Raw genomic sequence first — 13,715 nt, 5'->3', positions numbered from 1 at the left:
ATGGAGACTTTCGAAGGCATTACTATTCGAGGGTCTCTTTCTGTTTATTTAAAGTGATTGTAAAGCTGAAAAAAGGTGGGTTCAAAGTATGACAAATCGGGCTGTAGCCATAAGAACTTCCGGAAGACCCGGAAAGGTGGCAACACTAGGACTTGGTCTTTTGCTGCCGGGCAGTGTGCTGATTCTGTGGCAGACGCTCGGGCATTATGGAATGATCTCGGAGATGCTGTTCCCTACGCCGTATACGATTGCGGAATCTTTTGTAACTTTAGCGGCTTCAGGCGATTTGTGGCCGAACTTTAGGATCAGCTTGATCAGAGCTTTTTCTGGATTCCTGCTAGGTGGTGGACTGGGTCTGCTGTTAGGACTTCTCGTAGGTCTGTTCCGTAGATCGGAGAAGCTGTTAGATCCCTCCTTGCAAATGATCCGTATGATTCCCAGTCTGGCGGTAGTACCGCTGTTCATTTTATGGTTCGGGATCGGTGAGGAGTCGAAGGTGCTATTGATTGCTAAGGGAGCTTTTTTTCCACTTTATATTAATACGTTCATGGGAATTCGCGGCGTGGATAACAAGCTATTTGAAGTTTCCCGGGTACTTGGCTTCAGCCGGTTGAAGCAGATTGGCAGGTTAGTACTTCCAGCAGCGCTGCCGAACATTATTCTTGGAGTTCGTCTCTCTCTAGGGCTTTCTTGGCTGGGGTTAGTAGTGGCAGAGCTTATTGCATCTACCTCAGGTATTGGATACATGATGTCCGATGCGCGTCAATTCGCGGACACTCCAGTGGTGTTCGTGGGAATTATTATTTTTGCCGTAGCTGGATTGTTGAGTGATTCCATTGTCCGTTACATTGAACGACGGTTGTTGAGATGGCAAGACAGTTATCGCGGATAACCTTGAACGCTCATTAAACAAAAGGGGGATGCACCATGAGCGATGGAGTAGAAGCTATTATCAAAAATACTAAAAGAGCCAGAGAAACGCTGGATAGCAGCGGCACAGCTCCTTTATCCAAGAAGACACCGAAGAAACCCGCAATACAAGTTGCATGGAAACCCTTGCTCTCTGATTGGGGAATGGGTGCAATTATCCCGGTGGTGACGTTAGTCCTTTGGCAGCTGGCAGGGAGTACGGGGCTGGTCTCAGCAACCTTTTTGCCGACTCCGCTTTCGATTGCAAGAGCTTTTACCGACTTGTTGGTTACTGGAGAGTTAACTCATCATCTGGGTGTCAGCATGGGTAGGGCGGGCATCGGATTTCTTATTGGAGGTGTGTTGGGTCTTCTATTCGGCGTACTGACTGGCTTGTTCCGCAGTGTGGAATATGTACTCGATCCTAGCGTACAAGTGCTTAGGCTTGTTCCCCATTTGGCTATAGCACCGCTCATTATTCTCTGGTTCGGGTTTGGAGAGATATCTAAAGTTGTGATCATTATGACAGGCTCTTTTTTTCCGCTCTATATTAATACGTTTATGGGCATCCGCAATGTGGACAATAAATTGTTCGAAGTAGCTCGGGTATTAGGATTCAGTCCTTATCAGAAGCTGCGCAGGCTTATACTCCCGGCGGCGCTGCCCGGAATTTTGTTAGGGCTAAGGTTGTCGCTGGCTGTTGCTTGGATTGGTTTGGTTGTAGCAGAGCTTATTGGATCACAGTCAGGTATTGGGTTTCTTATCAATGAGGCGAAGCAGAACTCTAATACGGAGGTTGTATTCGTAGGCATTATTATTTTCGCAATTGTCGGTAAGCTGATCGATTCCTTGTTCCGGATTATTGAACGAAAGTTCCTGTTCTGGCGCGATAGTTACGAAGGCTAAACAAACTGAGGAGGTCTTGAACATATGAGTGGATCGGTGAAAAAAGGATCGGTGAATTTGGTGGCAGACGTGCTCGTTATCGGAGGAGGTCCGGCAGGAACGTGGGCAGCCCTTACTGCATCGGCGAAGGGGGCCAAAGTAATCCTTGCAGATAAAGGGTACTGCGGTTCAAGTGGGGCAACGGCACCGTCGGGAACGGGGGTCTGGTATGTGAAACCGGATGAGAAGCTCCGGAAAGAGGCAAAAGCAAGTCGTTATGCGCTTGGCGGTCAGCTGGCTGAATCTCGCTGGATGGACCGGGTGCTGGATCAAACCTATGCCAATATGAACAAGCTGGGTGTTTCCGGTTATCCATTCCCTGTAGATGAGCAGGGCAATCAATTCCGAAGAAGTCTGCAAGGACCGGAATATATGAAATTAATGCGTAGGCTGGTGAAAAAGGCAGGCGTTAAAATTCTAGATCACAGCCCAGCTTTGGAACTCCTGGCGGATGAGCATGGCGTAGCTGGAGCGGCTGGAGTTCATACTCAGAGTGGAGAAACCTGGACTGTTCAGGCAGGAGCAGTCGTCATTGCTACCGGAGGCTGCGCCTTCCTAAGCAAGGCACTTGGCTGCAACGTGTTGACCGGAGATGGCTATCTCTTCGCTGCTGAGGCTGGGGCGAATCTGTCCGGCATGGAATTCTCCAATGCCTATGCGATCTGCCCTACGTTCTCTTCGGTGACCAAGACGGCGTATTACAGCTATGCCAGCTTTTATTATGAGGATGGAAGCATTGTGGAGGGAGCCGGTTCCAAGAAAGGCCGTTCTGTAATTGCCCGGAATCTGTTGGCAGGTAATCAGGTGTACGCCAAGCTGGATGGGGCACCAGAGGATTTAAGACCGCTGCTGCGGGTGGCGCAGACGAACTTTTTCCTTCCTTTTGACCGCCAGGGAATTGATCCGTTCAAGGATGCGTTTCCGGTTACTTTGCGGCTCGAAGGCACGGTTCGGGGGACGGGTGGCATCCATATTACAGATGAAAGCTGCGGCACAGGTGTTCCCGGACTTTACGCGGCAGGAGATGCTGCTACCCGCGAGCTGATTTGCGGAGGTTTTACTGGCGGAGGCAGCCATAATGCGGCGTGGGCGATGTCTTCAGGTTCTTTTGCTGGTGAAGGAGCTGCTGTCTATGCACAGAGTCTGGGGTCGCACGCTGCGCAGCGTAGTCCAGTCGGCTTATCATCATCACCACTGGTGCATCAGGAAGTGAAGCCGGGAGTGGCGGCCCAAACGGCAGAGTATGTGTCTGCTGTACAGGCTGAGGTGAAACCGTATGACATCAATTTGTTCCGGACAGAACAAGGGCTGACTTCTGCACTAGATCGTCTGGATGGATTGTGGAAAGAGCAACGAAGCCGCGAAATTCAACGCACACCAGAAGGGGTCAAGGCACGTGAAGCCGAAGCCATGACCGCAACAGCCCGCTGGATGTACAATTCTGCACTTGCTCGTACAGAGACGAGAGGCATGCATAAGCGTGAGGATTTCAAGGATACAGATCATGGCCAGCATCATCGCTTGATCAGTGGCGGATTAGATCAGGTATGGGTGAAGACGGAAGCCGTGGCTAAGGAGGGTGTTCTATCGTGATTGAGGTGATCAGCGCTGCCAGATGTGTAGAGTGCAACCAATGTGTATCTGTCTGCCCGACTAATGTTTTCGAACGGGTAGAGGATGGCATTCCTGTTATTGCCCGGCAGAGCGATTGCCAGACTTGCTTTATGTGTGAGCTGTATTGTCCTGTCGATGCTCTCTACGTTGCACCAGACTCTGAGAATATTATTGGTGTGACAGAAGCGGAACTTCAGGAGCAGGGACTACTTGGCGGTTATCGTGAAAAAGTAGGCTGGGGTAAGGGCAGGCAGCCGGTAGCAAGCCATGACTTTATGTATAAATTGGCGTCGAGGGCAGGGTTCTGAGCTTGATTAAGATTTAAATAAATAGCATAAACCTAGGGGGAGAAACAATGAAACAAGCGTACAGAGAGATTCAAGGGAAACGTTCAAGGAAGATTCGTTTTGCACTTTTAACTACAATTATGATGGCCATGCTGGTGCTTCAGGCTTGCGGAAATAATACGGGCGGCAATGGAGCATCTGCCTCCGGGGGATCAAATACGGAGAAGGCGGGAGAAGAGGCCACGAGCAATGTTCCAGCGGTATTGAACTTTGGGTTTATCGGTTCCAACAAATTGAATGTGCCTGGCGGCGCAGAGGGTTGGGGCTTTTATAAAGGGATTATTCAAGAAGAGTTGAAGAAATACGGCATTACTGAAGTGAAGCTTACTGGCTTTCCAAACGGTCCGGATCAGACAGAATCCTTGATTAGTGGTCGGCTGGATATCGGCAGCCTTGGAGATACACCTGCTATTATTGCCTACGCTTCTGGAGCCAAGACCCGTCTGATTTCACAATCTTCCGCGAACACGATCGGTTATTTGATCGGCAAGAAGGATGGGCCCAAGACGGTGAAAGATTTGCAAGGTAAGACTATCGCAATTCAAAAGGGCTCCTTCATGCACCGCTATGTTGTTGGATTACTACAGGAAGAAGGAGTAACCGACTACAAACTCGTGCATATGCTCATTCCTGATGCTACCGCAGCTTTAGCCCGTGGAGATGTAGATGCTACAACAAATCTAGGCGTTCCTGCGCTGAAGCTGATTGACCAAGGCTACACTCACTTAGATGATGCCTCGAAGCACCCGAATCTGCTTGGTTCTAGCGCAACAGTTGTGTCTGAGGATTATCTGGCGAAATTCCCTGATTTTCCGAAGGCATGGAACGAAGCTAGAGAGAAGGCCTTGGCAGACTTGAAGCAGCATGAGGATGAGTATTATCAATTTCTGGCTGAAATCGGAGATACAACGCCTGAGCTGGCGAAGCAAGTGAATCCGATTAGTGATATCAAGGATACTGCGTTCACTGATGAAGGAATAAAGCTGCTGGAAGGTACCAAAAACTTCCTCGTCGAAGAGAAGTTAGCGAAAAAAGACTTCAATATTAGCGATTGGCAGTTGAAATAAAGTTGCTTAAAGGCTGCTTTAAACGAACTTAAGATTCTTCTATAAAGGTAATTGAGTGACTGCGGTGAATGTTTGGATTTTCGGCCGCCACTCCGCCACTCCTCCCTTTAGTGATTTTTAAGTTCAACTAACTCAGCTAATGGTGTAGGAGGAAAAAAGATGTCGCAGCTTAAGAAGGAAATGACAGTGGATGTCCTCGTGCTTGGCGGAGGTCCTGCTGGGGCGTGGTCGGCATGGAGTGCAGCCTCGCAAGGTGCAAAGGTAGTCCTGGCGGATAAGGGCTACTTGGGCACAAGTGGCGCAACTGCACCGGGTGGAACAACATTGCTCGTGATCCCTCCCATTGCCGAGCTGCGGGAGCAGGCAGTGCAAGCCAGACTTAAGGCCGGCGGATATTTATCGGAGAATGCTTGGATTCACCGGGTGCTGGATCAGGTAGAGCAGAACCTGGCTCAAGTGGAGCAGTGGGGGTATCCGTTTCCGAAGGATGAAGAAGGAAACTCACTGCGTACCCATCTCCATGGACCAGAATATATGCGGATTATGCGAAAAGTTGTGCGCAAAGCAGGGGTCACAATTCTTGATCAGTCACCAGCGCTGGAACTTCTTCACGATGAACACGGTGTTGGTGGAGCGCGTGGGATCAACCGCCTGACAGGAGAGTCCTGGGAAGTGAAGGCAAATGCCGTTGTGATGGCTACCGGAGGTTGTGCTTTTCTCAGCAAAGGCCTTGGTTGCAACGTGCTGACAGGGGAAGGATTGTTGATGTCCGCAGAGGTGGGAGCTGATCTTTCGGGCATGGAATTCAGCCGCCAATACGCGCCAAGCTTTGCGGACGGAACCGTAACACGTGGCCGCATGCTGGCTTGGGCCACCCTTTATGATGCGGACGGTCATCCGTTGCATAGAGGGGACCGGACCTTTGGCAGCATTCCTGAGCTGATGCTGAAGGGTCCGGTTTACGCTTCGCTGGATCTGGCAGACACCGCGGAGAAACAGGATTTTCTGCGCAAAGCGCATCCGATTTTCTTTATGCCGCTGGAGCGGGCGGGAATTGATGCGTTTAAGCAGAAATTCCCGCTCACCCTGCGCTATGAGGGCACGATGCGCGGCACTGGGGGTCTGCGCTTGAGCGGCACGGATTGCCAGACGACCGTGCCCGGACTCTATGCGGCCGGAGATGCCGCATCTCGCGAGAAAGTGACCGGCGCTATCTCCGGCGGCGGGGCTTATAACGCTTCCTGGGCCATGTGCAGCGGAAGCTGGGCTGGACAGGGAGCCGCGCAGCATGCGCTGTCCTGCCGAGGACAGGCGAACAGCCGCAAGCTGACCGCAGCGGGACGCTACGGGCTGGCGGCTGGCGCCGATGCCTCGGAAACGCTGGAGGTGAAGCCGCTAATCGCGGCAATCCAGCGTGAAATCTTGCCGCTGCAGATCAATTATTTCCGCAGCGAGCTAGGCATTTCTTCAGCCTTGAAGCGGCTGAATGCCTTGATGCCCTATTTGAACGGGCAGGCTCCTGCCAGCGTTCAGGGCATCGTGCAATCGCGTGAAGCCGCGGCTATGCTCGCGGTCGGCAGGTGGATGTACACCGCGGCACTCGCCCGGAAAGAGACCCGCGGACTGCAAAAGCTAGCGGAATATCCGGAGCTTGATCCGCGCCAGACTCACCGGCTAATCTTATCCGGTATTCAACATATAAGCATCAGTACAGAGGCTGTGCCCCATGCTCATGAACTGAATGCGCTGAAGGAGGGGCAAGCGATATGATCGAATTAATCAGCTTGGAGCGTTGTGTTGGTTGTAAGCTGTGTACGAAAGTATGTCCGACGAACGTATTCGAAATGCAGGGGAAGATTCCGGTCATTGCCCGTCAGGAAGATTGCCAGACCTGTTTCATGTGTGAAGCTTATTGTCCTGTAGATGCTTTATACGTGGCACCACAGGCGGATCAGCTGATCGGTGTAAATGAGGAGGCGTTAATCCAGTCAGGCGCGTTGGGAAGCTGGCGTGCTGAAATCGGCTGGGGACCAGGTGCGAATGGCTCGATGGCGGAGAGGGATACGACTCCTTATTTTGAAGTGTTTACCGAGCAGTACCGTACATGAATAAGCAGAGGCTTAAACCCAAAAAATCCGCCCGAAAGCTAGGCGGATTTTTCATATATTAGAAACTTACAGCAGGGCTTCGATAGCTGGTTCAATATCCAGCGGGTCCACCGTAGATTCGAATCTAGTGACAACATTGCCTTCGCGATCAATCAGGAATTTAGTGAAGTTCCACTTGATTTCGTCATTGTTCAGAGCCTCTGGATCTTTGTCTTCAAGCATGCTTTGCAGCAGCTTTCCTGAAGAATGGTTGATATCGAACCCTTCAAATCCAGCCTGTTCTGTTAGGTAGGCGAAAAGAGGGTGTTTAGCTTCGCCTTTTACGTCAACCTTTTCAAAGAGTGGGAAGGTTACCCCGTAATTGATTTGGCAAAATACATTAACCTCTTCATTGCTGCCGGGTTCTTGCTCTCCAAATTGATTGGAAGGAAAGCCGAGAATTTGGAGGCCACGTTCCTCGTACCGCTCATAAAGCTTTTGCAGATCTGAATATTGGTGGGTAAATCCGCACTTACTTGCTGTGTTCACTATCAGTAGTACTTTACCTTTGTATTGCTCTAGCTCGATATCTTTTCCCCGAATACTGCGTGCTGAATATTGATAAATGCTCATGGCTGCTACATCCCTTCAGTTATCTATGCTTTTTGAAAAAGAACAGGAAATATTTATAATAATTAAATTGTAAACAATTCAATTATCGCTGTCAAACAATACAGCTTGAAGGAATTGGAACCGTAATTGCCAGGTTGGAATAGGATAGATAATGGGTATGGATCAGTCAAAAAAATTTATTGCGTTAAAGCTACTCTGCGTTCCATTATTATCTTGCATCGGGAACGTTTTTTGATTAAGATAGCAGAAACCAGCGCAAAAGCCGCGCTGACATAGATAAGGACTATGACGAAGAGAGTAAGCATTATAGCGGATCTTAACAGGGAAGGCGTGCCGGAGACTGAGAGCACCCTCATGAGACGATTAATGCCGAAGTTCACTTCCGAGTCGGCCCCTGAAGTAGTTTGTCACAGGTTGTGGCAGGTATGAGTAGGGAGGCCCGCGCCCCGCGTTACCGGGTGAAAGACAGAATTAATTCTTAGTCAGGGGAACATGAGATTCTATTCCTTTGTGCTAGTATTCGGGTTAATTCTAAATAAGGGTGGTACCACGGCTCCTCGTCCCTTGCGACGGGGGGCCTTTTTGCGTTCCAAATTATAACAAAAAGAGGGAGTGGAAGGGTAATGAGTAACGTGGAATTGGATGTTCTTAGAGGTCGTCTGGATGAAATTAATGGGCAATTGCTGGAGCTGATCTCCGAGCGGGCTAAGATTGTTCAGGAGATTGGAGTAGTTAAAGAAAAACAAGGTGTCCCTAAATTTGATCCAGAACGGGAAAAACAGATGCTGGATAAGCTCGTAGCGAGCAACAAAGGCCCTTTCACTAACGGGACGATCCGTAGCCTCTTCAAACAAATTTTCTCAGCTTCTCTGGACTTACAAACAGATGATCATAAAAAAACTTTACTGGTAGCCCGCAAGAGTCACAAAGAGGATACAGTGATTGTTCTGCCGGGAGATGTGACGGTTGGTGGTGCTTCTTCACTGATGGTAGCCGGTCCTTGCTCCGTGGAAAGTGAACTGCAGACTCGCACCGTAGCTGCCGCCCTGCAAAAAGCCGGAGTACGTGTAATGCGTGGCGGTGCCTTCAAGCCTCGGACTTCACCTTATGATTTTCAAGGGCTGGGAATGGACGGTTTAAGAATATTACGAGAAGCAGCAAATGAATATGGACTGCTGACCATCAGCGAAATTGTAGATCCAAGACATATTGAAGAGTCGCTTGATTATGTGGATATCATCCAGATCGGTGCACGTAATATGCATAATTTCGAGCTGCTAAAAGCGGTCGGAGAAGTCGACAAGCCGGTGCTGCTGAAACGTGGATTGGCTGCCACACTCGATGAATTCATCCATGCAGCGGAATACATCATGTCTCGTGGAAACACACAGATCATGCTGATTGAACGTGGAATTCGCACCTATGAAAAAGCGACCCGCAACACGCTTGATATCTCAGCAGTGCCAATTCTCAAACAGGAATGCCATTTGCCAGTATTGGTTGATGTAACTCACTCGACAGGCCGCAAAGACATCCTTATTCCATGTGCGAAAGCCGCACTCGCAGCTGGAGCTGATGGCATTATGGTGGAAGTGCATCCTGATCCTGCAACCGCATTGTCTGATGCCGCTCAGCAGCTGAACATTGATGAATTCAACACCTTCTTTAATGAAGTGAAAGCTTCCGGATTGTACCGGTAATCTAGAAATATAGAATTTGCATGATATTTTAAGGATTCGCTAGAAAATGAGGTGTATAAGCGCTTACAAGTCTAACTAATCTTTTTGTGAAGGTGAAGGTGGGTCGAGTACAATAAGCAACATTAGCGTTGCACCGGCCCCGGGTCTTTTCTGACAAAAGATCCACACATTTTAATAGTCACAGGAGGAAAATAGATTTTGAAGCAGCTTACCTTAAATAATGGGTGGTTTTCTAACACTCGAACCGATATTTTATCGGGGATGACCGTAGCCGTTGCGCTGATTCCTGAAGCGATCGCTTTTTCGATCCTGGCGGGAGTAAGTCCGATGGTTGGTTTATATGCCTCTTTTTGTATTGCGATTGTAACGGCACTTGCCGGGGGCAGACCCGGAATGATCTCGGCGGCTACGGGAGCTATGGCTCTGTTAGTCGGAAGTCTCGTACTAGAACACGGAATAGAGTATCTGTTCGCGGCAACTGTACTGGCTGGTGTGTTTCAGATATTGATGGGGATGCTAAAGCTGGGGCGGTTTATCACGTTTTTGCCACAGCCGGTCATGACAGGGTTTGTCAACGCGCTGGCGATACTGATTTTTATGGCACAGCTTACCCATTTTAAAGGACAAGGCTGGGTGATGTACGGACTGGTAGCTCTGACCTTGCTTATTATCTACATGGTTCCTCGGTTTACCAAAGCCGTACCTTCAGCACTTGTAGCGATCGTTATCGTTTCTGTTCTTAGCATCGCTCTTCATCTGGACGTAAGAACCGTAGGCGATATGGGGAATATTACAGCAACTTTGCCACTATTCCATCTCCCGCAAATCCCGTTCACGCTGGATACTCTGCTTATTATTTTGCCATATTCACTTTCACTGGCCGTAGTTGGGCTATTGGAATCACTGATGACTGCCACCTTAATAGACGATATTACGGGCACAGGTAGTGATAAGAACAGAGAGGCGAAGGGACAGGGGCTTGCAAATGTAGTCACTGGTTTTTTCGGAGGGATGGCAGGCTGTGCGATGATTGGCCAATCGATGGTTAACATGAAGTCAGGAGGACGCACGCGTCTGTCCACGTTTGTGTCAGGAATCTTTTTATTATTCCTAATTATCGTACTTGGAGATGTGGTGAAGCAGATCCCGATGGGCGCGCTCGTCGGCGTAATGATAATGGTCTGTATCAGCACCTTTGAATGGGGCTCACTCAAAACTTTAACCCGTGTTCCGCTAAGCGATGCGCTGGTTATGATTGTGACGGTGGTCACCGTGGTGGTTACAGACAACCTTTCTATTGGGGTTTTGTTTGGGGTTCTGCTAAGTGCTTTAACGTTTGCTTGGAAAATAGCTTCGATCCGCCTAACTGTTCAGGAAGCAACCTCTTCCAAGACATATGCGGTTTCCGGCCAGCTGTTCTTCGGCACGACAAGCCACTTCATTCATGAATTCGCCTACGAAAGCGATCCTGATCATATTATTATCGATTTTTCACACTCCCATGTGTGGGACCAATCCGCTGTCCATGCCATAGCGAAGACGATGAGCAAATACGCCGAGCATGGAAAAAAAGTCACCATTACAGGACTTAATGACCAGAGCTCACAGCTGGTTCAGCGGGTGGGATTATCATTACAGTAGGACATACAAAAAAATAACGGATACCCTCAAAAAAGATTGCGCTATGTGCGTGATCTTTTTTTTATAGCAGATATTTTCTGAAAGAAAAGGCCAGCAAGGTTTTACTTTGGATTTAAAATAATATAAAGTATAAAGTGGATAATGTTTATCCGCTTTATACGCGGACGGTATTATCTACAGTTTGAATCAAGCTATTTACGTAAATCGAGGTGCTGTACATGCATATGAAAACAGGGGTAGAACAGTCGGTATATGCACTGGTTCTACTCAACATGCTGCCGGATAAGGCGGTGTTGTCTGGGGAAGCGATTAGCCAGCAGCTCGGAGCATCGGCGACCTATTTTCAGAAACTGTTAAGAAAGCTGGTAACCGCAGACATCATCACGTCTGTTCCTGGCATTAAAGGCGGTTTTAAATTAAAGAAAAGCCCTGAAGATATTCGTGTATATGACGTTTACCTCGCGGTGGAAGGCCAGCAGTCGCTGTATTCATCGAATGGGATTCTGGTAGACATGTTGGATTTAGAAAAAGAAGACAGCTGCTGCCTGTTAACGAATCTGATGGAAGAAGCTGAATCCTCTTGGAAAGCAGTATTAAAGCGAGAGACTATTGCTTCGTTGTCGGAGGAAATGCGTGCTGAACGCTTTAAAGATAAGATTGCAGTCTTAGAGGAATGGGTCAGCAATAAAATGGTCATCTAACCAAAGAAGGGATGTATTCGCATGAGATTAAGCGTATTGGATCAGGCACCCGTGACAAGCGGTAACACAGCGGAAGGTGCCCTGAATAAAGCAGAAGAACTGGCTATTTTAGCAGATGAGCTGGGATATAGCAGAATGTGGATGGCAGAGCACCATGGCGGAAATACTTTTGCTAGCTCAGCTCCGGAAGTAACGGCTGCCCGTTTAGCCGCCAAGACCAACCGTATTCGAATCGGCACCGGCGGTGTAATGATGATGCATTATTCTCCTCTTAAGCTGGCGGAAGTATTTAAAACGTTAAGTGCTTTTTCCCCGGGGAGAATTGATTTCGGTGTGGGACGAGCTCCTGGTGGCGATACAAGCGCCATGTACGCTTTATCTGAAGGCCGTGAGTTAATGCTGCATAATATGTATGACAAGCTTGGCATTACCATGCAACTGCTTAGTGATCAGATTCCGGAAGATGAGCTATATGCCAAAAATCTCGCTGCTCCAACGAAGGTGGCGCTCCCTGAAGTATGGTTGTTAGGCTCGAGCGGCAATAGTGCGCGAAAAGCTGCACAAATGGGAGTCGGATACTCCTTTGCACAATTTTTTAATGGTGCGATGAGTAATGAGATCTTGGACCATTACCGGAATAACTACCAGCCTTCTATCTTTATGGACAAACCAGAGATCAGTGTATCCTATATGGTGACCACAGCAGAAACGAAGGAAGAAGCTGAGTATGAAGCGTTACCGCAGGATATTTTTCGGTTGATGATGAGTAAGGGCCGGATTACTCAGGTGCTGACACCAGAAGAAGCTCAGAACATTTCGTTATCGGAAATTGACCGGATGTCAATCAAGGAAGGGCGCAAGATTCATTTGGTTGGTGCGGTTAAAGACATCGCCGTACGTTTGCAAGAAGAACAAGCACAATATGGATTCCAAGAAGCAATGATATGCAGCATCCCACATTCGCAGGAGAAACGGCTAGAGGTTTACCGACTACTGGCGCGTGAACTGCTAGGCTCTTGATTCTTGATAGCTAACCTTAACCCGCATTTCATGCGGGTTTTTTGTATGCCAATTTAGCTTTTTGATCGATGCATACCCTCAAAAGACAATAAATTAACCCTACCGCCTCCTAAAAGTAACATTTGAATTCCTAACTTCATCTATGATTAATGAAAGATTAAATTATAAAAAGAGGCTAGGAAGTGATCAAGAGATGTTTCCTTTACATAAATCCATTACGCTGACAGCCTTGCTTCTAATGAATCTGCTTGCAGGTTGCCAACATCAGGTTGACCCATCCCCCCTTCAATCGGGTGACTACTACCACACCGCAAGACCGAAGCCAACAGACACCGCTGCTAACCTCATTAAGCTGGAGTGGAGGCTGGTGGATACAATGCCCATAGTCTCTCAACTAAGTGCTCCCCCCACAGGCGCTACTTTGATTGCAGAGAAGAAGCTGGAGGATTTCGGAGGAGTCAAAGTGAGTGTGTATACGATGGCTAGTGACGAAGACTATGTGTATGCCAGAACTTCTACTTCCAAAGGACAATACAGTCTAGGGGCGATAGGAACTTATAATTATCGTCAACCGGAGGATATCAAGGTAGAAGTAGTGCGGTTGTTTAGCGAAAAGGTGCTGAAAATCACCGGAGGACTAGGAGCAAATAACTCGCACAGTAACTATTATTTAATCGACGAGAGCGGTAACCCCTCGGGTTTGCTGCAAATAGATACCGGACATTCCAAAGAACTGGATGTTGATCAGGATGGATCCTTTGAAGGGGTAGCCGCACATGGAAGTCCGATGAGTGCCTATATTTATCGCTGGAATATTGATCACGCTGAGGTAACATACGTTAATGATGCTTTAAAGGCAGACTCCGTGGTGCTAACGGATGAAGGAATATATGAAGCTTCTAATATCGGGGACAAGCAGAGCAGAAGATTTCGGTTGACCGTAGAAGGACTGATCCCAGAGCGGTAACGCCATGACCACTGCTGTTGAAATATTTCCTGCGACCATTTACCCCAAACCTCCGTATAGACGGTTAAGCTTGAATGATTATCC

The 13,715-nt window shown here is 48.4% G+C and carries 13 protein-coding genes; 12 read left to right on the top strand and 1 reads right to left on the bottom strand.

The window, feature by feature from the left end; genetic code table 11:
• Positions 1-88 precede the first annotated feature (88 nt).
• The 7 genes from NYE72_RS26935 to NYE72_RS26905 all read left to right on the top strand — a co-directional run bounded on the left by NYE72_RS26935 (position 89) and on the right by NYE72_RS26905 (position 6,990).
• Positions 89-892, top strand: a complete 804-nt coding sequence (locus NYE72_RS26935) for an ABC transporter permease (RefSeq protein WP_036680294.1) — start codon at positions 89-91, stop codon at positions 890-892.
• A gap of 35 nt (positions 893-927) precedes the next feature.
• Positions 928-1,815, top strand: a complete 888-nt coding sequence (locus NYE72_RS26930; RefSeq protein ID WP_036680293.1) for an ABC transporter permease — start codon at positions 928-930, stop codon at positions 1,813-1,815.
• A 24-nt stretch (positions 1,816-1,839) separates the two neighbouring features.
• Complete coding sequence (locus NYE72_RS26925) at positions 1,840-3,447, top strand: FAD-binding protein (protein ID WP_076146304.1); 1,608 nt, start codon at positions 1,840-1,842, stop codon at positions 3,445-3,447.
• Positions 3,444-3,776: a ferredoxin family protein gene (locus tag NYE72_RS26920; protein ID WP_036680289.1), complete on the top strand. Its 333-nt coding sequence runs from the start codon at positions 3,444-3,446 to the stop codon at positions 3,774-3,776. Before NYE72_RS26925 ends, NYE72_RS26920 begins: the two co-directional genes overlap by 4 nt.
• Positions 3,777-3,823: 47 nt before the next feature.
• On the top strand, positions 3,824-4,882 hold the full coding sequence (locus tag NYE72_RS26915; protein WP_076104183.1) for an ABC transporter substrate-binding protein: 1,059 nt from the start codon (positions 3,824-3,826) through the stop codon (positions 4,880-4,882).
• A gap of 159 nt (positions 4,883-5,041) precedes the next feature.
• Entirely contained in the window at positions 5,042-6,652 is a 1,611-nt protein-coding gene (locus NYE72_RS26910) for an FAD-binding protein (RefSeq protein WP_339210815.1), read from the top strand.
• Complete coding sequence (locus NYE72_RS26905) at positions 6,649-6,990, top strand: 4Fe-4S binding protein (RefSeq protein WP_036680283.1); 342 nt, start codon at positions 6,649-6,651, stop codon at positions 6,988-6,990. Before NYE72_RS26910 ends, NYE72_RS26905 begins: the two co-directional genes overlap by 4 nt.
• Before the next feature lie 66 nt (positions 6,991-7,056).
• On the opposite strand, the gene NYE72_RS26900 is transcribed toward NYE72_RS26905, so the two are convergent.
• Positions 7,057-7,602, bottom strand: a complete 546-nt coding sequence (locus tag NYE72_RS26900; protein WP_339210813.1) for a glutathione peroxidase — start codon at positions 7,600-7,602, stop codon at positions 7,057-7,059.
• 623 nt (positions 7,603-8,225) lie between these two features.
• On the opposite strand from NYE72_RS26900, the gene NYE72_RS26895 reads away from it, so the two are divergent.
• The 5 genes from NYE72_RS26895 to NYE72_RS26875 all read left to right on the top strand — a co-directional run bounded on the left by NYE72_RS26895 (position 8,226) and on the right by NYE72_RS26875 (position 13,631).
• On the top strand, positions 8,226-9,302 hold the full coding sequence (locus tag NYE72_RS26895; protein ID WP_036680279.1) for a bifunctional 3-deoxy-7-phosphoheptulonate synthase/chorismate mutase: 1,077 nt from the start codon (positions 8,226-8,228) through the stop codon (positions 9,300-9,302).
• Between the two features lie 261 nt (positions 9,303-9,563).
• Positions 9,564-10,943, top strand: a complete 1,380-nt coding sequence (locus NYE72_RS26890; RefSeq protein ID WP_256715447.1) for a SulP family inorganic anion transporter — start codon at positions 9,564-9,566, stop codon at positions 10,941-10,943.
• Positions 10,944-11,161: 218 nt separating this feature from the next.
• On the top strand, positions 11,162-11,644 hold the full coding sequence (locus tag NYE72_RS26885; protein ID WP_036680276.1) for an Rrf2 family transcriptional regulator: 483 nt from the start codon (positions 11,162-11,164) through the stop codon (positions 11,642-11,644).
• 21 nt (positions 11,645-11,665) lie between these two features.
• Positions 11,666-12,664: an LLM class flavin-dependent oxidoreductase gene (locus NYE72_RS26880; protein WP_038573362.1), complete on the top strand. Its 999-nt coding sequence runs from the start codon at positions 11,666-11,668 to the stop codon at positions 12,662-12,664.
• A gap of 193 nt (positions 12,665-12,857) precedes the next feature.
• Positions 12,858-13,631, top strand: coding sequence for a hypothetical protein (locus NYE72_RS26875; protein WP_339210811.1), 774 nt, complete (start codon positions 12,858-12,860; stop codon positions 13,629-13,631).
• Positions 13,632-13,715: the final 84 nt, after the last annotated feature.

This window comes from Paenibacillus sp. FSL L8-0333, assembly GCF_037965665.1.
GTDB classification, from domain to species: Bacteria; Bacillota; Bacilli; order Paenibacillales; family Paenibacillaceae; genus Paenibacillus_AQ; species Paenibacillus_AQ odorifer.
This window is presented reverse-complemented; position numbering and strand designations above follow the sequence as displayed.